Origin of the sequence: Adhaeribacter swui, from assembly GCF_014217805.1 — a bacterium.
Classification (GTDB): Bacteria; Bacteroidota; Bacteroidia; order Cytophagales; family Hymenobacteraceae; genus Adhaeribacter; species Adhaeribacter swui.
In genome coordinates, this window is the sequence record NZ_CP055156.1 from 265,368 (window position 1) to 290,681 (window position 25,314).

At 42.3% G+C, this 25,314-nt stretch carries 17 protein-coding genes; 7 read left to right on the forward strand and 10 right to left on the reverse strand.

Annotated features, from left to right (window positions below):
- Positions 1–146: 146 nt before the first annotated feature.
- The gene (locus HUW51_RS02290) at positions 147–1,418 is read right to left on the reverse strand and encodes a replication-associated recombination protein A (RefSeq protein ID WP_185272393.1); all 1,272 of its coding nucleotides are present in this window, start codon (positions 1,416–1,418) and stop codon (positions 147–149) included.
- A 319-nt stretch (positions 1,419–1,737) separates the two neighbouring features.
- Here HUW51_RS02290 and HUW51_RS02295 point away from each other — a divergent pair, with 319 nt between their 5' ends.
- Positions 1,738–3,003, forward strand: a complete 1,266-nt coding sequence (locus tag HUW51_RS02295) for an exo-beta-N-acetylmuramidase NamZ family protein (protein WP_185272395.1) — start codon at positions 1,738–1,740, stop codon at positions 3,001–3,003.
- Between the two features lie 199 nt (positions 3,004–3,202).
- On the opposite strand, the gene HUW51_RS02300 is transcribed toward HUW51_RS02295, so the two are convergent.
- Positions 3,203–7,744, reverse strand: coding sequence for a T9SS type A sorting domain-containing protein (locus HUW51_RS02300; protein ID WP_185272396.1), 4,542 nt, complete (start codon positions 7,742–7,744; stop codon positions 3,203–3,205).
- 468 nt (positions 7,745–8,212) lie between these two features.
- Positions 8,213–9,607 (reverse strand): dihydrolipoyl dehydrogenase, encoded by a 1,395-nt coding sequence (gene lpdA, locus HUW51_RS02305; RefSeq protein ID WP_185272398.1) that lies wholly within the window; start codon positions 9,605–9,607, stop codon positions 8,213–8,215.
- Between the two features lie 281 nt (positions 9,608–9,888).
- Here lpdA and HUW51_RS02310 point away from each other — a divergent pair, with 281 nt between their 5' ends.
- Positions 9,889–10,596: a tetratricopeptide repeat protein gene (locus HUW51_RS02310; protein ID WP_185272400.1), complete on the forward strand. Its 708-nt coding sequence runs from the start codon at positions 9,889–9,891 to the stop codon at positions 10,594–10,596.
- Positions 10,597–10,707: 111 nt separating this feature from the next.
- Here the strand turns inward: HUW51_RS02310 and HUW51_RS02315 are convergent, their stop codons facing one another.
- Positions 10,708–11,814, reverse strand: a complete 1,107-nt coding sequence (locus tag HUW51_RS02315; RefSeq protein ID WP_185272401.1) for an alginate lyase family protein — start codon at positions 11,812–11,814, stop codon at positions 10,708–10,710.
- A 1,573-nt stretch (positions 11,815–13,387) separates the two neighbouring features.
- Between HUW51_RS02315 and fabG the strand changes: the two genes are divergently transcribed.
- The 3 genes from fabG to HUW51_RS02330 all read left to right on the forward strand — a co-directional run bounded on the left by fabG (position 13,388) and on the right by HUW51_RS02330 (position 17,336).
- Positions 13,388–14,134: a 3-oxoacyl-[acyl-carrier-protein] reductase gene (gene fabG / locus HUW51_RS02320; protein WP_185272402.1), complete on the forward strand. Its 747-nt coding sequence runs from the start codon at positions 13,388–13,390 to the stop codon at positions 14,132–14,134.
- A 181-nt stretch (positions 14,135–14,315) separates the two neighbouring features.
- Positions 14,316–16,400, forward strand: coding sequence for a VWA domain-containing protein (locus HUW51_RS02325; protein ID WP_185272403.1), 2,085 nt, complete (start codon positions 14,316–14,318; stop codon positions 16,398–16,400).
- A 267-nt stretch (positions 16,401–16,667) separates the two neighbouring features.
- Positions 16,668–17,336 carry an ABC transporter ATP-binding protein gene (locus tag HUW51_RS02330; protein WP_185272404.1) on the forward strand — a complete coding sequence of 223 codons (669 nt, stop codon included), beginning with the start codon at positions 16,668–16,670 and terminating at the stop codon, positions 17,334–17,336.
- Here HUW51_RS02330 and pnuC read toward each other — a convergent pair whose 3' ends face one another.
- A complete protein-coding gene (gene pnuC / locus HUW51_RS02335; protein WP_185272405.1) occupies positions 17,337–17,912 on the reverse strand; it encodes a nicotinamide riboside transporter PnuC in 576 nt (191 codons plus the stop codon). It abuts the gene before it with no gap.
- Positions 17,913–18,159: 247 nt separating this feature from the next.
- On the opposite strand from pnuC, the gene HUW51_RS02340 reads away from it, so the two are divergent.
- Positions 18,160–18,642 (forward strand): hypothetical protein, encoded by a 483-nt coding sequence (locus HUW51_RS02340; protein WP_185272406.1) that lies wholly within the window; start codon positions 18,160–18,162, stop codon positions 18,640–18,642.
- A gap of 21 nt (positions 18,643–18,663) precedes the next feature.
- Here the strand turns inward: HUW51_RS02340 and HUW51_RS02345 are convergent, their stop codons facing one another.
- Together HUW51_RS02345 and HUW51_RS02350 are read right to left on the reverse strand one after the other, a co-directional pair.
- Entirely contained in the window at positions 18,664–19,140 is a 477-nt protein-coding gene (locus HUW51_RS02345) for an SRPBCC family protein (RefSeq protein WP_185272407.1), read from the reverse strand.
- Between the two features lie 14 nt (positions 19,141–19,154).
- Positions 19,155–20,387 carry a nucleoside recognition domain-containing protein gene (locus tag HUW51_RS02350; RefSeq protein ID WP_185272408.1) on the reverse strand — a complete coding sequence of 411 codons (1,233 nt, stop codon included), beginning with the start codon at positions 20,385–20,387 and terminating at the stop codon, positions 19,155–19,157.
- 236 nt (positions 20,388–20,623) lie between these two features.
- Between HUW51_RS02350 and HUW51_RS02355 the strand changes: the two genes are divergently transcribed.
- Positions 20,624–22,033 carry a D-alanyl-D-alanine carboxypeptidase/D-alanyl-D-alanine-endopeptidase gene (locus HUW51_RS02355; RefSeq protein WP_185272409.1) on the forward strand — a complete coding sequence of 470 codons (1,410 nt, stop codon included), beginning with the start codon at positions 20,624–20,626 and terminating at the stop codon, positions 22,031–22,033.
- A gap of 24 nt (positions 22,034–22,057) precedes the next feature.
- Here HUW51_RS02355 and HUW51_RS02360 read toward each other — a convergent pair whose 3' ends face one another.
- The 3 genes from HUW51_RS02360 to HUW51_RS02370 all read right to left on the reverse strand — a co-directional run bounded on the left by HUW51_RS02360 (position 22,058) and on the right by HUW51_RS02370 (position 25,310).
- Complete coding sequence (locus HUW51_RS02360; RefSeq protein ID WP_185272410.1) at positions 22,058–23,131, reverse strand: aminotransferase class I/II-fold pyridoxal phosphate-dependent enzyme; 1,074 nt, start codon at positions 23,129–23,131, stop codon at positions 22,058–22,060.
- Positions 23,132–23,390: 259 nt separating this feature from the next.
- Positions 23,391–24,104 (reverse strand): RluA family pseudouridine synthase, encoded by a 714-nt coding sequence (locus HUW51_RS02365; RefSeq protein ID WP_185272411.1) that lies wholly within the window; start codon positions 24,102–24,104, stop codon positions 23,391–23,393.
- 165 nt (positions 24,105–24,269) lie between these two features.
- Complete coding sequence (locus HUW51_RS02370) at positions 24,270–25,310, reverse strand: sensor histidine kinase (protein ID WP_185272412.1); 1,041 nt, start codon at positions 25,308–25,310, stop codon at positions 24,270–24,272.
- Positions 25,311–25,314: the final 4 nt, after the last annotated feature.

Sequence of the window (25,314 nt, forward strand, 5' to 3'; positions counted from 1 at the left end):
AATTTAAATTTAACGGCTATAGTTTTGCCGATAGCAATACCGGCTCAAGCTACTAATAGTTTAACGAAAATAGTAGTTTTAGTTTTATATTATTCCGGAAAGCATCAGCCTGAAAATTTTTAAATTTTTGCTTTTTCCATAACCTGTTAATACCCGTATTTATCGCCCCACATGTTATGCAGGATTTTGCGGGTTTCGTTTTCGCGGGGGTTATTGCCGGGTTCGTAAAATACCTTGCCTTTGATTTCGTCGGGCAAAAATTCCTGGGCTACAAAATTATGAGCGTAATCGTGGGCGTATTTGTAACTTTCGCCGTAACCAATTTCCTTCATCAGTTTGGTGGGCGCATTGCGCAGATGTAAGGGCACCGGCAGCGCCCCGTTTTTGCGAACGTGCTCCTGCGCCGCCCAAATAGCCGTGTAGGTAGAATTACTTTTGGGCGAAGTAGCCAGAAAAACGGCAGTTTGTGAAAGAATAATGCTGCTTTCGGGATAGCCAATTACATTTACCGACTGAAAACACGCATTGGCCATTAACAAAGCGTTGGGGTTGGCATTCCCAATATCTTCCGAGGCTAGAATGAGCATGCGCCGGGCAATAAATTTCGGATCTTCGCCCCCTTCAATCATGCGGGCCAGCCAGTACAGGGCTGCATTAGGATCGGAGCCGCGCATGGATTTAATAAATGCCGAGATGATATCGTAATGGTTTTCGCCGGATTTATCGTACAGCACAATGTTTTGCTGGGCAATTTCTTTTACTTTTTCATCTGTAATTATCACATCGGTTTCCGGCGAAGCTTCCACCACAATATCAAGTAAGTTCAGCAGTTTGCGGGCATCGCCACCCGAAATGGTTAATAAGGCATCGTACTGTTCAATCGTAATATTTTTCTTTTTTAAATATTCGTCTTCCCGAATGGCTTTGTTAATCAGTTCAATTAACTCGTCTTTGCCCAGGGATTTTAAAATATAAACCTGTGCCCGCGACAATAAAGCCGAAATTACTTCGAAGGACGGATTTTCGGTGGTAGCGCCAATTAACGTAATTATTCCTTTTTCTACGGCGCCCAACAAAGCATCTTGCTGCGATTTATTAAACCGGTGAATTTCGTCGATAAACAAAACGGTGCCCTGGCGTTTTTTGGCTTGGTCAATGACTTCCCGGATATCTTTTACCCCGGAGTTAATGGCGCTGAGCGCCACAAAAGGTTGTTTTAGCTGCGAGGCAATAATGTTGGCTAAAGTGGTTTTGCCCACGCCCGGCGGACCCCACAAAATTATCGACGGAATCATGCCCGATTCCAGGTAGCGGCGCAGTACGCCGTTAGGTCCAACCAAGTGCTGCTGCCCGGCAAATTGATCCAGCGAATGCGGACGCATGCGTTCGGCCAACGGAATTTTAGCGGTATGTATCATGTAGTTATTTAAATAAAGTTTTAGGAAAAGCGGCCTCTATTTGCATAACAAATGAGCCAACAGTTTTACCGGAAGAACCAGATTTTTAGAAATTTTCTTAAAAAGAGCAAGCACTTTCCGTTTCTCACCCCCGGAAAACATTGTACCGGTGGGCAAATTTACGATCGCTACAACATAATCTTGTACATTCATAACTTCAGGTTGCCTTGTTTTAATTAAGAACAAGTAAGAGGCGAGCGAATTATTTAAAAATTAATTTCTTTACCTTCGCTAATACGTCCGGGTAAATCTTTTAAAATTGAATTGGTAAAATTTAGAAATGAAAGTAAACAAAATATTCTTCAGCGGCTTCATCTTACTGGTCTTTTTCATTTCGGCAGCTATTACCTGCCGAAATGAAACTACGCCATTAGTTGCACCGCCCGTTGCTCCTTCCCCAGCTCCAAAAGCCACTAAACCAATTACGGGGGCCGATCAAACAGAAAAGTACATCTCGTATTTACGCGGCAAGCGCGTGGGCTTGGTAGCTAACCCTACCTCCATCATCGGCAAACAAGCCAGCGCGGATAGTTTATTGGCTTTGGGCATAAATTTAAAAAAAGTGTTCGGCCCCGAACACGGTTTCCGGGGCAATGCCAGCAACGGCGCCAAAGTACAAGACGAGGTGGATGAAAAAACCAAACTGCCCATTATTTCTTTGTATGGCAAAACGGCCAAACCCACCAAAGAACACTTAGCCGATATTGACGTGATGGTGTTTGACATACAAGATGTAGGTTGCCGGTTTTATACCATTATAAATACGCTGGAATACGTAATGGAAGCCTGCGCGGAGAATAACAAAGAACTGGTAATCCTGGACCGGCCTAACCCGAACGGCTATTTCGTAGACGGTCCCATTCTGGAAGATTCGCTGCGCTCCGGCATTGGCAAGCACCGGATTCCGATTACGCACGGCTTAACCATTGGCGAATTTGCGCAATTTTTAAACGGCGAAGGCTACATTGAAGGTAAAAATAAATGCAAGCTTAAAATTATTAAAATTGCCAATTACACGCACGCTACCCCTTACGTATTGCCCGTGAACCCATCGCCTAATTTAAATACGCCACAATCTATTTTGCTGTACCCGAGTTTGTGTTTGTTCGAAGGTACCATTATTAGCCAGGGCCGTGGTACCCGCATGCCTTTTACCGTATTAGGCGCTCCGGCTTTAAAAGGTAAATATCCGTTCTCGTTCCGGCCAGTAAGCATTCCGGGAATGTCCGAAACACCGTTGCACCAAAACCAGGATTGCTACGGCCTAGACTTACGCAATTACGACGTGAACTTACTCCGGAAAAATGGTCAAGTAAACTTAAAATGGTTGATGGAACTGTATCAAGCCTACCCGCAAAAGGAAAAGTTTTTTGATTATACCCAAAGCAAACAAATGGGCAATTTTGATAAACTGGCCGGCACCACCAAACTGCGCAAACAAATAATAGCGGGTTTATCCGAAGCCGAAATCCGAAAAAGCTGGGAGCCCGGTTTAAGTAATTACAAACAGCTTCGTAAGAAGTATTTACTGTATCCGGAAAGTTAAAAATTTAAAATTGTAAGTTCATTGGTAGTACCACCAGATTTTACCAGTTTATTATTTTCTTAAGCAATTATTTTTTTCACGTTTAGGTTAACAACTTTTCATTTTTTATTAAAAGAGAAACCAGTTAAAGACAAAATTTTAGAATTTTGCCTTTAACTGGTTTCTCTTTTAGAGAATTATTAAAAAAGCATTCCCCGGTTTACCGATTGAGCAGTAGCTTGGATGTGAGCACTTCATCTGCCGCTTGCACCCGTATAAAATACAAGCCATTAAGCAGTTTAACATCTGGTTGCCACTCCCATTGTTTTTCCTGACCCGCTTCTACTGAGCCTTGGTACAAACGAGCCACTTCTCTTCCTTGGCTATCATAAACCAGCACGTTTATTAATTGGGTTTGCGGTGCGGTATATTGCACCGTTAGTTTATCCTGTAATGGATTAGGATAGGCTCTTACAGGTTCCGGTAAAATTTGCGTTTCCGTTTGCGTGGTAGTTCTCGTTATGATTTCGGTATTTTCCTTTAAATCAGGAGAAATCTGTAAAAGCCAGTAATCCATGTTTCCCCAACTAGCCTCGGTTTTATCGCCACCGATGCCGGAGTTAGAACGTCCGCCCAGCACATAAGCTCCTTCTTTCGTCTGCCAAACCCCACGTAGTTCATCCGTTTTGTCGCCGCCGTACCGTTGATCCCATTGGCGGTTTCCTTGGGCATCGGTTTTAATCAGCCAGTAATCACTTTCTCCCTGACTTTCCTGACTTTTGTCGCCGCTCACTCCTGAGGTAGAACTGCCCGCGAGTACGTATTCTTTATTTGGTGTTTCCATTAAAGCTTGTAAGGTTTCGGTACCCTGGCCTCCGAAGCGCTTATCCCATATTTTAGAGCCGGCAGAGGTAATTTTAATAACCCAATAATCTTGTTCCCCTTGATTGGCCTGACTTTTATCACCGCCTTTTCCGGAAGTTGAGCTTCCCGCTAGTAAGTAATTATTATCCGAAGTTATTAAAAACGCATTTAGCTTGTCGTTGCTGGGTCCGCCGTATCGTTTCTCCGTTATCAGCGATCCTGATTCATCAATTTCTACTAACCAGTAATCCCAACCGCCCCGTTTATCTTGCGAAATATTGCCACTGGGGCCTGAATTGGTGCTGCCACCCAACAATATATTGCCCAATTTGGTGATAGCCAATGTTTCCAGTTCTTCTTCCTCGCTACCGCCAAAACGTTTGTCCCAAACCTTTTCCCCGGCCGGTGTAACCCGAACGACCCAGTAATCTTTTTTACCTTGAGTTGGTTGCGATTTGTCGCCGCCTGCCGGCGAATCGCTGTAACCGCCCAACAAATAATCGCCATTTTTTAAAATAGTAATTGCCCGTAAATCTTCGAACCCACTACCGCCATAACGTTTATCCCACAATTTGGTACCATGGCTATTTATCTTCACAATCCAGAAATCCCGGTCGCCCCTACTGCCTTGGCTTTTATCGCCGCTTTGGTTCGAATTAGAACTACCGCCTAAAATATATCCACCATCTTGAGTTGGCATTATTACGTTTAAATAATCGTTTGCCGTGCCGCCGTATCGTTTATCCCAAACTTGTTTTCCATTTTTATCGGTTTTTACTACCCAAAAGTCGTAACCGCCAAAGCTGGCTTGGGTTTTAGTACCGTTTTTACCGGAAAGCGAATGCCCACCCAGCAAATAACCGCCATCCGTTGTTGGTACGGCTGTAGTAAAGCCATCTAAATTAGTACCGCCGTAAGTTTTGTTCCAGACAAGTTGATGGGATGCTGCTTTTTCCTGAACGAGCAGCATCCAGTAATCCGTAAGCCCTTTGTTGGGAGCAGTTTTATCATTATTTACCTCAGAATCGGAAGAACCACTTAGTAAATAATTGTTTTCTGCAGTAAGAAGTAAAGCAGTAAGGTTATCGTTTTTATTGCCACCATAAGTTTTTTCCTGGATTTTAACTCCATTGGTGCTGATGGTGACTAACCAGATATCGGACAAGCCCCGGTTATCTTCTTGTTTATCCCCATCCTTGCCCGAATACGAAGTACCACCCAAAACATAATTGCCATTGGCCGAAATTAAAATTTGGGACATATTTTCGTGGTTGGTACCCCCAAAAGTTTTATCCCAGATTTTATTACCTTGTAAATCAGTTTTTACCACCCAGAAGTCAGTAAAAAACTCCCGACGGTACATTTCACCCTTTTCGCCGCTTATACCGGAGGTAGAGCTACCGCCAAGTAAATATCCGTCTGCGGTTTCTTGTAAAGCCCGCAACTGATCTGAGCCATTGCCGCCAATGGTTTTGTCCCATAACTTTTTACCTTGTCCATCTATTTTGATAATCCAGTAATCGAAAAATCCTCGGCTTGGCTCACTTTTGTCCATGCTGGCTCCTGACCAAGAATAACCACCTAATAGGTAACCTCCATCCTGAAGAACCAAAATATTTGTTAAATTATCAACGCCATTATTCGTACCGTTAACACTGCCGCCAAAAACTTTATCCCATATTTTGTGGCCTTGCTCGTCAATTTTTAAAATCCAGTAATCTTCGGCTCCCTTATTAGCCTGGCTTTTTTCGGCGCCAGAGCCGGAGTTAGAAGTACCGCCGAGTAAATACCCACCGCCCGGTGCAGCCACCATGGTAGTAAGTAAATCACCGTTATTACTTGTTTCGTTGTTTTTACCCCCGTAGGTATTATCCCAAACTTTATTCCCGGATGCATCCAGCTTTACAATCCAGTAATCGTAAGTATTTAGCGGCCCGCGGTTAGCTTCACTTTTATCCCCGTTTTTGCCGGAAGAAGAATATCCCCCGATCAGGTATCCGCCATCCGGAGTAAGCAATAAACTAGTAAGGTGATCGGCCTTTGTTCCGCCTAAGGTTTTATCCCAGATTTTGTTGCCTGCTTTATCTGTTTTTATAACCCAATAATCGTAATCATTGCTTTTATTCGCCTCGCTTTTATCCTGGTTTTTACCCGATAGGGAACTACCACCTAGCAGATAGCCGCCATCTGGGGTTTTTATAGTAGCTGTAAGATAATCCTGGTTGTTTCCACCAAATGTTTTGTCCCATTGTTTGCTGATACTGCCCACCATAAATGTTTTAATTACCAGCGGGGCAGCCAAATAGGTGGCATTTCCGGACTGGGAAGCTTTTACGGTAACCAGGCCGGCACCCGTTAATGTTACTACGTTATTCTTTATGGTGGCCGGACCAGATACAATGGTTAAAGCAACCGGAAGATTAGAACTGGCGCTCGCTTGTAAATTAAAGGGTTTATCGGTGATTAACTTACTTACCGGAACATCAAACGTGATTGCCTGCCCATTTTTGCCTTCATCTTTTATTTTAACTATCCAGAAATCTCCGCGTAAATTTTCGTCGGAACTAATATCCCGGCTAGCTTCTGATTTATCAGCAGTTTTACCCGATTTAGAAGAACCACCCAATAAATAATTACCATCGCGGGTAGTTATAATGGTAGTTAAAGCGTCTTTGGAGGTACCACCAAGGGTTTTATCCCAAATTATTTGGCCATTGGCATCTAATTTCAGGAGCCAGTAATCAAAACCGCCGCGGCTCGCCTCACTTTTTTCTGCTGATACCGGCGATTCAGAATAACCGGCAACTAAATAGCCTCCATCCGTACTGGCAACCAGACTAGATGGGAAATCGTAATTTTGGCCACCGTACGTTTTATCCCAGATTTTATTTCCTTTCGGATCTAATTTTAACAGCCACATATCGGAGGCTCCCCGGCTCGAATCACTTTTAACACCACCTATCCCCGATTCTGACCAACCAGCTACTACATAATTACCATCAGGCGTAGCCAAAAGAGCCTGTATAATATCTAATCCGGTTTCATTATACTCTGTTAGTAAATACCTGCCCCATTCCGGATTGCCTTTTCCATCAATTTTTGTTAAAAAATAATATTCCTGCGACATTCCTCCGGCTAAAAAACCATTATCCGGGGTGGGTATCAAAGCCGTTAGTTCATCCATAGCTTCTGTACCCAAGGTTTTATCCCATTGCTTTATACCGGATTCATCAATTTTTAAAATCCAAAAGTCATAAACGCCATCTGCGGAGTAGCCAATAGTGCCCTCACTTTTATCTCCACTTTTGCCAGATGTAGAAGTACCACCCAGTACAAATCCACCATCGGGCGTGGCCACTATAGTTGCCAATCGATCATAGGCCTTACCACCGTAACTCTTATCCCACATTTTCTGGCCTTCGGCGTTTATTTTAACTACCCAGTAATCATACAAACCTTTACTGGGCGCTGTTTTATCGCCACCTTCTCTGGACAGGGAGCTGCCGGCTAATAAATAGCCACCATCTTTGGTAGGCACAATTCCCACCAATTCGTCCGAACCCGTTCCTCCAAAGGTTTTATCCCAAACTTTCTGTCCTTTATCATCGACCCGCACAACCCAGTAATCCTCCTTTCCGCGGTAAGCTTCACTTTTATCTTTGCTAACACCAGATAACGAAGTCCCACCTAATAAATAGCCCCCTTGTGCGGCCAGTACAATTGTATTAAGATTATCAGCCTTATCTCCGCCAAAGGTTTTATCCCAAATTTTAGTTTGAGCAAAGGTGTTATAATTAAAGTAAAGGCAAAGCGCAAGAGTAAACGCAGGTCGTAGTAACCAGGAAAGCAGGTTAATTGCTATTACTGATGGATTGATTGGAATTAATTTTGTTTTCATTTTTATTTCATAGTTTATTAGAAAAGGGTATACACTAGGTAAAAAGAATAAGCTTGTAACAACCTTTAGGAGATAAAACTTAGAGCTGGGATAGCAGAGCGCATCAGGTTATAAGCAGGTAAAATGGCTGCTAGTTTATAAAAAGCATATACTTGTTATATAGTTAAATACTACAATTCACTATTGATACATCCCTTTGATGGAGATACTATTTTGTAAATATCAGGATGCTTAATGGAGCAGCAACTTATTAGTAGAAATGCACGGTACACATAATTAACAGTAAAAAGAATTATTGTAGTTAAGATTCCAATTTATTCTTTTTGGTTGCGTTGCTTAGCTTTATTTTTTTCACCAGTTACTTTATATTCCATTTAAATTAAATTTCAGCAATCGGATAAAAAGCAAAAGGCCGGAAGATTGCTCTCCCGGCCTTATTATGCATGTAAAATTTTAAATTTTTAAAAATTACAAGTGAATTACCTCATCGTAAGCAGCAGCGGCGGCTTCCATAATCGCTTCCGACATGGTGGGGTGCGGGTGAACCGATTTTATGATTTCGTGACCAGTGGTTTCTAATTTACGGGCTACTACTACTTCGGCAATCATTTCGGTTACGTTGGCGCCAATCATGTGGGCACCTAACCATTCGCCGTACTTGGCATCAAAAATTACTTTTACAAAACCATCTTTCACGCCGCCGGCGCTGGCTTTGCCCGAAGCCGAGAACGGGAATTTACCTACTTTAATGTCAATACCTTGCTCGCGGGCTTGTTTTTCGGTTAAACCCACCGAAGCAATCTCGGGCGAGCAATAGGTACAACCCGGTATATTTTTGTAATTAAGCGGCTCCGGATGATGACCGGCAATTTTCTCTACGCAAATAATACCTTCGGCCGAAGCCACGTGCGCCAAAGCAGGACCCATTACAATATCACCGATAGCGTAAACACCCGGCACATTGGTCCGGTAAAATTCGTCTACTATTACGCGGCCTTTTTCTACTTTTACGCCAGTTTCTTCTAAGCCAATGCCTTCCAGGTTAGTAGCTACACCTACCGCCGATAAAACCACGTCGCAGGTAATCGTCTCTTCGCCTTTCTGGGTTTTAATTTTAACAACACAACCTTCGCCGCTGGTATCTACCGCTTCTACCGAAGAGTTAGTTAAAATATCAATGCCGGATTTTTTAAAAGATTTTTCGAGTTGCTTCGATACTTCCTCGTCTTCTACCGGAACTACGTTAGGCATGTATTCCACGATAGTTACTTTGGTGCCCATGGCATTGTAGAAATAAGCAAACTCTACCCCAATAGCGCCAGAACCCACCACTACCATGGATTTAGGTTGTTTTTCGAGCACCATAGCTTGGCGGTAGCCCACAATTTTTTTACCATCGATGGGTAGGTTGGGCAACTCGCGCGAGCGGGCACCAGTGGCCAATATAATATGTGGCGTTTCGTACACTTCTTTTTTACCGTCGGCAGCAGTTACTTCTACTTTTTTATTTCCTAGCAATTTACCAGTACCGGCAATATGGTCGATTTTATTTTTCCGGAACAAAAACTGAATACCCTTGCTCATGCCACTCGCTACGCCACGGCTACGGGCAACCACTGCCGCAAAATCTGGGCTGGCCTCGCCTACGTTAATGCCATAGTCCTGAGCGTGTTTAATATATTCAAAAACCTGGGCGCTTTTTAGTAAAGCTTTCGTGGGAATACAACCCCAGTTTAAGCAAATTCCACCTAGTTCTGCTTTTTCCACTACACCTACTTTCAGGCCAAGTTGCGAAGCCCGGATAGCGGCTACATAACCACCCGGTCCGCTGCCAATCACTATCAAATCGTATGCTGATGCCATTTATTTTGGAATTATGTTTCTGATTGAGTGGCGCAAAGTTAGGCTATAATCTGTATTTCCCAAACAGATATTTAGCCGGCCCCTATCTCATAAAATATAAACTTTATCGGGAGAATTTTATATTTTAAATAACTAATATTACATAATTAGAGTAGATACAATTATAAAGGAAAAATGTTTGGTCGTGTAAAATTAAAAGCACCCTGGCACGAAAATTTCACTTTATATCCCGTTAGGAATTTCATCTAGCCCTAACTGATTATGCGGATTTTTTAAAAAATATGAGATACCTGTTTATTCTATTTTTAGCATTAACTTTTTTTACGGCCTGTTCGCCGCGGAACTATAAGCACTATTCGCGCCAGGCCGCCCATAAATTTAATAAACAAGATTACCAGGGCGCCGTGGAAGAGTGGACGAAAGCAATTGAACGCAAATCTGATGTGGCCCACGCGTATAAACAACGCGGTATTGCGCGCTACGAGTTAAAAGATTACCAAAATGCTTTATTGGATCTAAATCAAGCAATTATTTTAAATAAAAACGATGCCGAAACCTTTAAGTACCGCGGCGATGTGCAGATGAATCTGACTAACTTAAAAGAAGCTATTCAGGAGTACAACCAAGCAATTAACTTAAATAAAGAATATGCCAACGCTTATAATAACCGCGGCATTTGTAAAGCCCGCTTAAAAGACCATGCCGGCGCTGTAAATGATTTTAATAAAGCCATTATATTTAAACCGGATTATGCGGTAGCCTATCAAAACAGAGCCAATGCCCGTTTCCGAGTAAAAGCTTACCGCGAAGCGCTGGAGGATTATAATAAAGCTTTAATGTATAACAGCAATTTACCGGAAGCTTACTTTAACCGCGCTTTAATTAATAAAACTTTAAAACAAGATCAGGATGCCTGCCGCGATTGGGCCAAAGCCGAAGAATTAGGCGTACCGAAAGCGGGCGATTACCGCAAGCGTTATTGCAAGTAATTGTAAATAAAAATGCCAGCCCGGATGATATTGCCTATCCGGGCTGGCATCATAAAACTCAGCTTTTTAATAGCGCTATAAATACCTGAGCGATCCGATTTTTAAAATTTATTAGTAATACCGGGAAGTTAACATTTCTGAATACGCTCCTGACATAAAACGGGCGTGATCTTTAGCCAAAACAGTTTGCAGATTTAAATCTTTGTAGATAGCCGAACCGGTCCGGGCAGCTATAGTAAAGTATTCGATTTTAAAGGTCCCGATTTGGTCGAAAGACCAGGACTTTGTACCGGCACCGTAAGGAATCATCCACTGAAAAGCTTTTTTCAAACTCTTACCGGACGGAGTAGTATAGTCCCATAAGTTTACTCCGGCACTTTCGGCCACACTCGCCAGATTAAACCAGCCTTTTAAGTTTTTGTTGCAGTAAGTCCAGGAGTTAGTGCGGGCAAGTTCGTAGGTTTGTTCGCCGCTTGCTTTGAATTGACCATCCAGGCGATTAAAGGCTTGGGTTTCTACTAAAGATTTAGCTAATGTTTTATTTCCCACAAACAAGGCGTAAGTAACTACCTGCAGATTATAATGCGTACCAATGTTGTTAGGGGCTGCATTGGCTTCTTTGCCGCCATCGCTGGTCATTAACCAGTTTAAGTATTGATTAAACCAATTTTGCAAAGCTGCATGATTTGCCGCTGTCCAGGAGTTAGAACCCACTATTAACTGTACGCCATCCAGTAGCTCCGGAAATTGCTCTGTATCAATAGTACCGGTACCGTATACTTTATTGTCGCCTTTAATCATTTGGGCATACTTTAAATGCGGGTTCATGCGGGTAGCGCTATTCAAAAAGAATACTTTTAACATTTCTGTTGCCTTACTCGCGTATTTTTCATCATTGGTAAAGTAATAGCAAAGGCCTAACAGGCGAATGTCTTTGCAGAGGTCCCGGAGGTAGGCGTTATCTTTAATAGCATTGGCTTCCGGGTTAGTTTGCCCATCTTTCCGAATGTAGGGCAGCTTAGAAGCGGTTTTAGGATTTGGCCACCAATAAGTAGCTAAGCTGGTGTAATCGTGCTTATCGCCACTGGGCGGGGTAAAAGATTTATTAACGATGGTGGTGGGAGTTTTAGAAAGTGATGGTGCGGTAGCAGCTATCAACTGCTTCAGAGCCGCCAAACACTGTTCGTTACCTGCATTAATTTTAAATTTGTTTTCCATTAAAAGATCTCCACTCATTAAAAAAGTATTGGGTCTTACCTGCGCAATTATTGAAAATGAAACTGCTAGTGTAAAGGTTAAAGAGAGAGAAATAACTTGTAAAAATTTTTTCATGGATACTTTGTTGTTTTTTAACAATGCAAAAATACAAACCAACACCAATACAATGAAAGGGGTTAAGTAAATTAAAATTGCACTTTTTCGTTAAATAAACTGAACAAAAGCCTAAAAACACTTATTTAAGCCTTTTTACCACTTTTTAATTATAACTAAACACAGCACACCCAACAAAACCATACAACAACCATATTAATAAAATACAAATATTATTATGTTTAAAATCTGTACCCTCACTTGTTTACTACAAATCCGGAATTACTTTATTGTTATTCTGCCCTATTATATAGTTTCCATTACTTTAGTTTTAATCCTTATCTGTAATGTGATTTTAAGGCTTAAAATAAAAATGTAGTAATTGCAAGAGCATGCAAAAGATGGCATAATATTTAATATTCAATATATAACATTATTATTTACATCTATCCCGATAATGCATTTATTCCAACATTACTCTATTTACCCTGAACCAAGCGGACTACAGCAGAGAGCGCAGGTTAAATTTTTAAAATCAGCTACCTATTTTACCAAAAACACCAGTAAGGTTTTTACTGATCTTACAATAAGCCAACTCGCAGATCTAAGAACAATACATAACCCTGACGCTAATAATACTGAGTTTAAGGAAAGCATGCTGCTCCCTAGTTTTTGTACCCCATCTATTTTAAAAAAATTTAAAAATTAACACAATGGAATGGGTACAATGGCCTTTGACTTTAATTTTTGTAGCCGGGGCAATCAGGGCAATCTATGAATGGGCAAAACAAAGATGGCGACCAAAATCAGATAGAAGAGAAAAATACAACGATTATTAACTGCTACCAGCCTCTTTTAATTATTTAACCCTATTCACAAGCAACAACTTATATACAAAACAAGGTTACCTGTTACATTTAAATCTGGTTTAACAGGCAATTGTATGGAACAAGCTACTCCTAAAAACAAGTGGGCGCCCGATAAGCGCCCACTTGTTTTTAAACCTTAAGCAACCTACTTATTTCGCTTAAAGCCATCAGAATTCCCGGCAATAATTTCTTAAACAATGATTTAAGAAGATATAACCCCAAGCGCAGGTAGTCTAATCGGAGTAATGCAACACGTTAGGGTTTAAATCAGGAACTCTAAAAAAGCAAAGATTTAAAAATTTTCTTGTTGCTGCTTTTTACCACCATCGCTACTAGTTCCTTAGTTCTCTCAATTTAGCACAATTCAACCATCGCGGGTATTCCTATTGTAGTATATGTTATCCGTTGTTAAAATCGCCTTTTATTTCTAAGATAAACTTTAATTAGATTTGCCTTTATTTGCATCTTGGTTTCGGCTATTCATAGTAAAACCAGCCAGTAATACAGTAATCTTTTTAAAATTTAACTTAAAACCAAACCCATCAGAAACGAAGTGCTTCTACTTTATAAGTTAAAGCCTGGATTTTGTTTTTGATACAAGATAACCCCCTATGAAATTACTCGAAGGAAAAACAGCCTTAATTACCGGCGCCTCCAAAGGTATTGGTCGCGCTATTGCTCAAAAGTTCGTCGAAATGGGAGCCCAGGTAGCTTTCACGTACTTATCTAGCGTGGAAAAAGGCCAGGCTTTAGAACAGGAACTAGCGGCTAGCGGCGTTAAAGTAAAAGGCTACCGCTCCGATGCCTCGGTTTTTACCGAAGCCGAAAAGTTAGTTGAAAACGTAGTGGCTGATTTTGGCCGCCTGGATATTTTAATTAACAATGCCGGTATCACCAAAGACGGTTTACTTATGCGCATGAGCGAAGAGCAATGGGATGCCGTGTTAAACGTTAATTTAAAATCCGTATTTAACCTTACCAAAGCCGCTACCAAAGTAATGATGCGCCAAAAATACGGCTCCATCGTAAACATGACCTCTGTAGTTGGGATTAAAGGAAATGCGGGCCAGGCTAATTATGCGGCTTCAAAAGCAGGTATCATTGGTTTTACCAAATCGGTTGCATTAGAACTAGGCTCACGTAATATCCGGTGTAATGCTATTGCACCCGGCTTTATAGAAACCGAAATGACCGGCGAACTGGGCGAGGCCGTAGTGGAAGAATGGAAAAAAGCCATTCCGCTGAAACGTGGTGGCACTCCCGAAGACGTAGCGAACTGCGCTGTTTTCCTGGGTTCCGACCAATCGGCTTACATTACCGGACAAGTATTACAGGTAGATGGCGGTTTATTAACCTAAATTTAAATTTTCTGGTTGTTAGTTATTGGGTATTTGTTGCTTGAGATAAAATTTATTTTTTATCTTACTACTTAAAATAAAGGTTTATTATCAATTAAAAACGGTTTTCTGCGTTTAAGGTAGTAAATAGACCTACTCGTTGGTAGCAAGCAACGAGCCACGAATAACTAACAACCAAATTTTGAATCAATTTAAACTTTCATTAACCTATTCGCCCTGGCTTATTGTTGTTTGTTTGGTGCTGGGAGCGGTTTATGCCTGGCTGTTGTATTCCAGAACAGCTACCTGGCCACGATTTATCAACTATTTACTGGCGGGCCTGCGGTTCCTGGTAGTTTCTTTTTTAGCTTTTCTGCTGTTGGGGCCTTTTGTGCGGGCTATTACCAATACTACTCAAAAACCCACCCTGGTACTGGCCATTGATAATTCCGAATCGGTAAAGTTATTTACTCAGCCAGCTTTGTTGAATTCCTTGCTCGACCGTCTGAACAAGTTAAAATCGTCTTTAGCCGATAAAGATTTACAAATTGCGGTTCGTACGTTAAGCGGCCGTTCCAACACCAACGAAGATTTATCTAAACTGGCCTTTACCGCGCCGGCTACCAACTTAGACCAAATGCTCGCAGGCGTGCAGGAAGAATACGAAAGCCGCAATCTGGCCGGGGTAGTGTTACTATCGGATGGTATTATTAATCAAGGCAAGTCACCCGCTTTTTCGGATTACAATTACCGGCTTTTTCCGGTAGCGGTAGGCGACACCATCCCGAAGAAAGATTTAAGTATTCCGGCCTTATCTTACAACAAAGTAGCTTACAGTGGCAACCGCTTCCCAATAATTGCGGAGATCAATAACCAAGGTTTTATCGGTCAAACCGCTACAGTACTGCTGCGCGAAAACAACAAAACGCTGGAACGAAAAACAGTTAAGTTAACTGATAAACCGGCCAATGTAGAATTTGCAGTTACGGCTGCCCAACCAGGCAAAAAGCATTACGAAATTTTACTCGAAGCCAAGAACGGCGAGTTTACCAAACTAAACAACCTGAAGCACGCCTATCTGGATATTGTAAAAGGAAAATTAAAAATTTTGTTGGCAGCGGCTACTCCTCACCCGGATATAAAAGCCATAAAAAGCGCCATTGAAACCAACGAAAATTTTCAAACCGAACTGTATATTCCGGGCGTGTTTCCCCTGAAGGCCGCTACCAAATACGATTTAGTCATTCTGCACCAGTTACCATCGCGCTTAGGAACCGGCAACGAAGTTTTATCTTTAATTAAACAACAGAAAGTACCGGCTTTTTATATTATTGGCGCCCAGAGCGATTTAGCTGGTTTTAACCGCCAGAATGCCGGATTGGCCATTACGCGCAAAAGCAACCAGGTCGATGAAGTAGTGCCGGTGTTTAACGTGAGTTTTACAAAATTTAAAGTAGATGCCTCGGCGCCGGAACGCCTTTCGAAATACCCGCCGGCCGAAGCTCCTTTTGCGGATATAAAACTGGCTCCAAACGCCGAAGTTATTTTGTCGCAGCAAATTGGTAAATTAAAAACTACCCGCCCTTTACTCATTGCACAGGTTTCCGGCGAAACCCGTTCAGCCACGCTGTTGGCCGATGGCTCCTGGCAATGGCGTTTAACGGAAGCGGCGAATTATGAAAAGCCCGATGTTTTTGACAAAATTATCGTGAGTACAGCCCAGCTTTTAACCTCGGCCACCGATAAAAAACGCTTAAATGTTTATCCGGTGCAAGATGAATATTTAGTACAAGACGATATCCGTTTTGAAGCCGAAACTTATAACTCGATTTACGAAAAGATTTACGGGCAGAAGATAACCTTGCGCTTAACCGACGAGAAAAACAAAGTACGCTCTTTCTCTTTCGAAAACGGCGAAGGCTTTTCGGGTTTAAACATTGGCAATTTACCTGGTGGCGTGTATAAATACGAAGGTTCCGCTACCCTCGATGGCCGCGTGTACCGCGACCGCGGCGAGTTTGTGGTGCAAGATGTACAACTGGAAGCCGTAGCCTCGCTGGCCGATTTAAACTTATTACACCAGGCTGCGCAAAAATCAGATTCGCGGGTGTATTACCCCAACCAAATTGACCAACTAGAATCTGATATCCTGAAAGCCGACTTTAAAAACGTGATTTACTCATCGGAAAACATTCAGGAATTGATCAACCAGAAGTGGATCTTCTTTGTGTTGCTGGCATTTATTACCGCCGAGTGGCTCATCCGGAAATATAACGGCGCAGTGTAAATGACACGCAATGTCATTCCTGATTTTTTAAAATTTTAAATTTTGAGTAAGCGTCCGGATTATGGTAACCGCCATTTTCTGGCTCTTACTTTGTACTTTGAGAAATGGAAAATATTAAAATTCTCTCTAAACTCTGCGTTCGTTATTGGTATGGCGCAATCAATAATAGGTAGAGCAGAATGTATTTTATAGCTTACCTCCTATTTTAAGTATTAGTACATTTCAAAAATAGCTGTACCTTAAGGCCTGCTAAAACTCACGCCAATTATGATATCCTTACGTAACATTGAAAAGTATTACTCTTCCGGTTTTTCCCGCGCGTACGTGCTGCGGCACATTAATTTAGAAGTGCAGGAAGGCGAATTTATTTCTATTATGGGCCCATCGGGCTCGGGTAAATCTACCTTGCTTAATATTATCGGCTTGCTGGAACAACCCTCTGATGGCGAATATTACTTTCTGGATAAACCGGTTCATAAAATTAAAGATTCGGAAAAGAGCGAGCTACACAAAAACTTTATCGGTTTTGTTTTCCAGAGCTACCACTTGATTGATGAATTAACGGTGTACGAAAACATTGAAACGCCGCTTTTGTACAAAAACATGAAATCATCGGAGCGCAAATCGTTGGTGGCCGATATCCTGGACCGTTTTCAGATTGTAGGGAAAAAAGATTTGTTTCCGCACCAATTATCCGGTGGGCAGCAACAATTGGTGGGTATTGCCCGGGCAGTAGTAGCTTCGCCTAAACTGATTCTGGCCGATGAACCTACCGGTAATTTAAATTCGCGGCAAGGTGAAGAAATTATGGAGCTTTTTAAACGGTTAAACCAAGAAGGTACCACCATTATACAAGTAACCCACTCCGAAAAAAATGCGACTTACGGCACCCGCATCTTAAATTTATTAGATGGCCGCATCGAACAAAATGGTTAATTAGGCAAGCTGGGCCACCTGAAAGGCCCGGCGCCATTTTATATAACCATCGGTAGCTAAAATTAAAAATACGAAGTATAAACCCGCCAGTAGGTAGAGTTCTTTGTACAAATAAATGCCCACGTAAACCGAATCTACCAAAAGCCACACCAGCCAGTTCTCCAGTTTTTTACGGGCCATCATCCAATAACCCGCTAAACTCACGCCCGTAGTTGCTGAATCGGTGTACGACAAATCGGCATTGGTAAAATGCGTTAAAAAGTAACCTAAAGCTCCAGTAAAAATCAAGGAAAAAGCTAACAGGCCTAACCATTGCTGGGGTAGCGTACGGGTCACGGGCAATTCTTCGCGGGTATTATCCGGATTAGCGTGCAGCCAGGCGTACCAACCATAGCCACTCGTAACAAAGTAAAAAATGTTCAAGCCAACATCGGCGTACAAACGAGCATCGTAACACACGTAAATCAACATAATGGTACTCAGCATGCCCATGGGCCAAGTCCAGATATTCTCCCGCGCAGCCAACCACACGCCCGCCACTCCGGTAACGGTACCTATTATTTCGTAAATCGTCATTATTTTTTAAGTACCAAAATCAGCAGCTTTAGTTTTTAAATTTTTGCTGATCTACTTGGTTTCATTCGGCTATTCAGGAACAATATTAAAAAATTATCCGCATATGTTACCTGAAACTACAGCTATCTGCTTTAAAACGCTAGTTTAATACTACTCATGTCGAGAAATTTAAATCGATTTAGTTTTTTAACATTGCTAGCTTAATGCAACCATAGAAGCAACATATGGGTCGTTATAAAAAAAAGTTATGAAAAATCTGTGGTTATTGCTTTTTGTGGTTTTTTTATTTTCCTGCGACAAAGAAGATCAAACTAATACGCCAGCAAAGGCAAATACTTTTTCCATGAAAAATAATGGCGTAAAATACATTGGTAATACCGAGGTGTACTTAAATAATCAATCAGATACTTTAACAATGTGGTGTATTGCTGATCGCCCAAGTGAAGCAGTATTAGTCCTGAATATAAAATTTCAGGGCATCGGCACTTATGCCCTGACCCAGAATCTAGCTGGCTACTATACTACGGTAGGTCGAGATGTACTTTTAAGTAATTACAGGCTTCTTCCTGGCTCAATCGGGCAATTAGATATATTAAAATACAATGCGGAGAAAAAACAAATAGTGGGTAGTTTTAACCTAGACTTAAAGCTCATTAATAGTTATTCGGGGCAGGATGCCGATACCATCCATATAACGGATGGTAGTTTTACCGGTACTTTTAGAGAATAATGATTTCTGTTAGCTGGAACTTTAAAATTTCTTTCCGGTTTTATCAGCTATACTCTCTGCGGTGCCTTTAATTACCTGGTTGCGCTTTTCTAATAAACGCCGCATGTAGCTGGTTAAAAATAAGGCATTTGTTAGTTCGCCTAGCCAACCTAAAGGCGAAATAAAAGTAAAAACATCCGTCATGGTAGTTCCGGTTGCGGTATTTTTAAAATAATGCTCGTGCCGGAACGATTGAAAGGCACCGGAAACCATTTCATCTACAAAGTAATCGGGGTATTTAAATTCGGTAATTTGGGTGGTTAAGTTTTGCCAAATTCCCAAGTGTTTGGCCCGCCAAGTTACAGTTTCACCTAGTTCTATGAAACCACTGGTTCTGCCAGCAATGGCTCTTTCTCCGGTATGTGCCGTGGATTTTACGTGTAAGTCAATGCTGCGCGATAAATCAAAACAAACTGCTTTGGGCGCTTGAATAAAAGTTTGCAACTGGATGGTCGGCATCTGCTCCTACTCGCCTAATGAAAAAACAGGTAACTCATTAAAATGGCAATAATTACCCCGGCTAAATCGGCTAATAGCCCGCAAGCTGCGGCGTATCGGGTTTTCCGGATGCCTACCGAGCCAAAATAAACCGCCAGAATATAAAAAGTAGTTTCGGTTCCGCCTTGGATGATACAAGCCACCCGGCCCACAAACGAATCGGCACCGTAGGTTTTCATAACGTCGAGCATCAGGCCACGAGCGCCGCTGCCGCTGAGTGGTTTCATAAAAGCAACGGGCAAAGCAGGTACAAATTCGGTATTAAACCCGAGCTGCGCGAAAATCCAGGCAATGCCATTTACCAGCATATCTAGTGCTCCCGAAGCTCGGAAAACGCCAATGGCCACCAGAATAGCCACTAAATACGGTATAATATTAATGGCTACCTGAAAACCTTCTTTAGCGCCTTCGATAAATGCATCGTACACGTTTATTTTTTTAATTAAAGCCAGGGTAATAAACGCTACAAACAACCCGAACAAAATAAAATTACTGACCACCCGGGAAATTACCGCAATTTGCTCCTGCGGAATGGTAGAAAAATAATAAATAAGTGCCCCCAGAAAAAGGCTAATGGTGCCGATATACGCAAAAATAACTTTATCGAATAAGTTGATGCGCTGGTAAATAGCCACCGTAATTAACCCAATTAAAGCGCCCAGAAAAGTAGTAATGAGTACCGGCAAGAAAATATCTGAAGGATCTTTGGCGCCCATTTGCGCCCGGAATACCATTACGCTAATTGGTATAATGGTTAAGCCGGCGGTGTTGAGCACCAGAAACATAATTTGCGGATTGCTGGCCGTATCTTTTACCAGGTTTAGTTCCTGCATTTCTTTCATGGCTTTTAGGCCTAGAGGCGTAGCAGCGTTATCCAGCCCCAGCATATTCGCTGAAAAATTCATGAGGATAGAACCAAATACCGGGTGGTTTTTGGGTAAATCCGGAAACAGGCGATTAAAAAATGGTCCCACCAACCGGGCGAAAACCGCAATAATTCCGGCGTTTTCGCCTATTTTCATCAAGCCCAGAAACAAAGTCATGACACCAGTTAAACCCAACGATATCTCGAAACCAGTTTTTGCCATATCAAACATGCTGGTTACTAAAGCGGCAAAAATCTCCGTGTCCTGGAAAAAGATGAGTTTAAATAAGGCAATCGCAAACGCAATCAGGAAAAAGGCAATCCAGAGGTAATTTAAAACCATATAACGGGCAATCCGGTAAAACGTACAGAATACGAGCCAATATACTGCTAAAGCCGTAAAGTTGAGTTACCAAATAAAAAGTTTATCCCGGAAAAAAGCAGACAACAAAGAAGCTTTGCGGCTATAATTTTTAAAATTTATAGCAATGTGTGTTAGCAAGTTTATTTTTTAAAATTTAAGTTAATTTCAGGCAAATAACTATTATGTAGCGGCCGCACTGGCTTTAAAGTACTTTTATGCTTCACCGGATTTTTGATTTGCATCAACCCCAAATTTTCTTCCTGCGCCTGGTTTTTAAGAATTTGTTTTTCTTTTTGCTGCTGGCGAGCGCCTGCCAAACAGCTAAACCCGTTGCCACTTCTGCGCCGGCACCTACCCCAACTACTCCGGCAATATCACCAAAACCTAGCTGGAACCAGGTAAAAGAGCAACTAGAGCAGTCGCCGGTATTTGCCCAACATTTTACCGGTTTTGCTTTGTACGATCTGGATTCGAGCAAAATGGTGGTGGAGCATAATGCGCATAAGTATTTTACACCCGCTTCTAATACCAAAATCCTGACGCTTTATGCCGGGCTCAAAATTTTAAAAGATTCTATTCCGGCCTTGCGCTACCAGGTGCGCCGAGATTCGCTGATTTTTTGGGGTACCGGCGACCCTACCCTGCTGCATCCGGATTTAAAGAACAACCGCGTTTTTAATTTTTTAAAAAATCGGCGGGAGAAGCTGTTTTTCTCGGCAGCTAATTTTGCCGTAGATGCTTTGGGACCGGGTTGGTCGTGGCAGGATTACAACGATTATTATTCCGCCGAAAGATCGTCGCTGCCGGTCTATGGCAATGTGGTGCGGTTCACCGGTAAATTTGGTTCTTCGCAGGTGCAAGTACAACCCCGTTATTTTCGTAATGTGCTAAAAACCAGCATTTTAACCACATCAAAAAATTATATCGTTCTGCGCGAACCAGATAAGAATCAGTTTACTTTTTACCCCAGGCGGGTTACGAAAGATTTTGCTGTAGATGTTCCTCTTAAATTATCAACGGAGCTAACCCGACAATTATTAGGCGATACCTTGCGAAAACCCGTTAAAATACTAAACCGGCGCCTACCCATGAATGCCCACACCTTGTACGCTACCCCCGCGGATACGCTGTATAAACGCATGATGCAGGACAGTGATAATATGTTTGCGGAACATCTCCTGCTCCTTTGCTCAGCCACCGTTTTTGATTCGCTGAATACTTCTTTGATCATAAACCACGTAAAGAAAACCTTTCTTCTGGATTTACCTGATCAGCCCAACTGGGTAGATGGCTCAGGATTGTCGCGGTTTAATTTAATTACGCCGCGTAGCATTGTAGCCCTATGGCTGAAAATTTACCAGGAAGTACCCCGCGACCGGCTTTTTTCCTTGCTCACCATAGGCGGTAAAACCGGCACTCTAAAAAGATTTTACCAATCGGAAGCACCGTTTGTATTTGGTAAAACTGGTTCGTTAAGCAACAATTACAGCCAGAGCGGTTTTATTACGGGTAAAAGCGGCCGAACCTACATTTTCGCTTTTATGAATAACAATTACACCCGATCGTCCGCGGAGATACAACTCGAGATGGAACGCATTGTGACCCAAATTCACCAGAATTTTTAAAAATTTCAAATTTCGGCGGCTAATTTATGCTACTACCGAAGCACTAAAAGCATTGATAGCAGCGGCCAGTTGTTCAATGTCTGAAGGAGTATGCAAACTATTCAGGATAACCCTGGTAATGGGCGGATCGGTGGGCCTTGGGTAAGGGAAGTGGGAAATTAAAATGTAGCGGTTCAGCAGAAATAAGTACAAATCATGTTGCGGCGTGTAAAAAACCGGATATCCGGGAAAAGAAGAAAATATAGTTGGCTGATGCAGCAAACCAGTAAAGTACCGGATATTTGCTTGCAAACGCTGCCGGGCTTGCTGATACAAAGTTTCTGCTTGTAAAAAGGCCGCCAGGTAAGCCGGAATAATCGGGGAACCACTCCCAAAAAAGGCGATATTTTTTATTTCGGCCATTAAGCGGGCATTACTCAGAATTACCCCGCCCGGAATACCCAAAGCTTTGCCCAAAGAACTCACCACTACCACCTGTACGTAGTCGGGCAAAGCCGGCAATTGCGTAATTATTCCCGCTCCGTTAACCCCCGTTATTCCAAACCCATGCGAATCATCTATTACAATGGTGTATGTTTTATTTGCGGGTAATTGGTTTAGCCAGGTAAAGTCGTAAGCTTGCGCGTATAAAGCATCTAAAGAATTAGTTAGAATAACTACATTCTTGCTACGTGTTTGGCCAACCTGAAAAGCAATTTCCTGCGCCCAATCGGCGTAGTTGCCTTGGTAACAATCGGCGGGGGTGCGCCACAAAGCCGGATGTACCCGCGGGCTGTAAAAAAAAGTACCGGAACCTTCTAAGGCTTTTACAACCATTTGTCCGGCTATTAAGCCCGACGAAACCGTTAGAGCAGCTTCCGCACCGACCCAGGCAGCGATATAGTTTTCGGTTTCGGCGTATATTTCTAGCTGTACATTAGAAAGGCGCGAACTGGAGTAGTTGGTACCATACGCTGCAAAGCTGGCTTGGATTAACTTTTCAAAAGCTTCGTTTCGGGCCATTCCCAGGTAAGAAGTACCACTACCATACAGGTACGTACCATTGGCCGTAACTAAAGTACGACCGGGCAACTCCGTAGTAACAAAGGTGGTTTCCAATCCGGTAAAAGCTAGATTTACATTCAGGAGTTTCTGGCCAAGATGGCTTAAAACTTATCCCAAAATAAAAAATATTTTAAAATTCTTCCAGCTTTATTAAACAATATCTAACAGTTTTCCTTTTTATCTAAAATTGACGATTAGCTTCCAAAAAGTTTTTTTTAAAATTTTTATTTTCCAGCATACATTACTTCAACAAAAAAGGCTGCTCCGGGAGCAGCCTTTTTAGAGTAAATAGTTCATCCGGCTTTAATACCAATCAGGCGTATTGTTGCAACGTTTTAACGAGCACCTGAAAATCTTTCGGGTACGGAGCTTGCACTTCGATAGGTTCTCCGTTAAGTAAGGTAAAACCCAGTTTAGTAGAGTGTAGGGCAAAACGTTTGATAAAAGGCTGTTCTTCGGCGTCCTTTTTCAAATTAAACTTTCTTTTTAAATCCGATAAATACACGTGCTCGCCGCCGTATAACAAATCGCTCACAATGGGCGCATTTAGGTAAGCTAAGTGCAAGCGAATTTGGTGCATGCGGCCCGTAATGGGTTTACAAGCTACTAAGGTATGTTTCGCGTATTTTTCGAGCGTAGTAAAGTAAGTTTCGGCGGGTTTGCCTTTGTACGCCAGTTTAGCGGAGCCTTTTAAGCCCGGCTGAATGGAGCGATCTACTAACTGATCTTCGAACTGGTGCACGCCCCAAACTACAGCGTGGTACAATTTTGCGACCTCGCGGTGCTCAAACTGCATGGACAAATGCCGGTAAGCCTCGTTGTTTTTAGCTAAAGCCAAAGCGCCGGAAGTTTCTTTATCTAAGCGGTGACAGGCTTGCACATCGGGGTGGTACTGACGGGCCAGCTTTAAAACGTTGGTGGTGTGCAAAGCCCGGTCTTCGAGCGTTGCCAGAAAAGGGGGTTTATTTATCAGAATATAATCGTCGTTCTCAAATATGATTAAGTCTTTAAATACGGGGTATTTCATATTTACATTTTACCGCTAAACCAATGGGTTTTAATACCGCCAAGGTTTGCCCGGGTGTTTTTCAGTTACAATTTATTTTAATCACAAAAGTAACAGTTACAACCATAGAAACAGTTTAATAATTTTTGATTAAGCCGCCGACCAGCGCACCCTATTTTTTAAAATTTACAAAACCTTTGGCTTAGATAGTTTAAACTGCAAAGAAGTACCTTTGCCTAATTCGCTATTTACGAGTATTGTAGACCGGTGCGCTTCGATGATGTGTTTGGAGATAGCTAAACCTAGACCGGAGCCGCCGCTATCGCGCGAGCGGCTTTTATCAATGCGGTAAAAACGTTCGAAAATACGGTTTTGGTGTTCTTTAGCTATACCGGGTCCATCGTCGGTTACCGAGATTAATACTTTGCGTTTGCCATCGATTAAGGCCACCCAGATATTACCGTTTTCGCTGCCATATTTAATGGCGTTGTCCACTAAGTTAATTAATACCTGCTTTATCCGGTTATGGTCGGCGTGTACCATTATTTGCTGGTGGCCGTTTTGCTGCAGGTGCAACTTTATTTGCCTGGTTTGGGCTTTCATTTCGAGCTCCTCAAACACTTCGCGGCAAAGTGGCAGCATATCCATAGGGCGCTTGTTCATTTTTACTACGCCCTTTTCGAGTTGCGAAATACTGATTAAATCCTGCACCAGGGCATCTAAGCCATCCAGACTTTTGGCCGCTTTTTTTAAAAATTTATCGCGCACCCGTTCGTCGTCCATGGCCCCATCCAGCAAGGTATGAATAAAGCCTTGCGCGGCAAAAATGGGGGTTTTCAGCTCATGCGATACGTCGGCCAGGAACTCGCGCCGGAGTACTTGTAAGCGTTTAAGCTCATCTATTTCTTTTTGCTTTTGTTCGGCCATAAACAAAATTTCGTCTTTAATCCGCTGTAAGGGATCGGGCCGGAACAAAAATTTATTGCTCATTTTCCGGAACTCTTTGCGCTTAATATGCTCGAGCCCCGCGTAAATGTTGTTAATTTCTTTAAAAATTAAAATCTCAAAAGAAAAATAGATTAATAAGAAGCAAGCCGAAAAAGCAATGGCCAAAGTAAGAACCCGCGTGCGGAAAGGCAGGTAAGGGCCAATAAATAAGCCCGCCAAAATAACGGCTGCCACTGCCAACGAAATAAGGATAGCAATGGTGCGGGAAGAAAAGCCCATACGT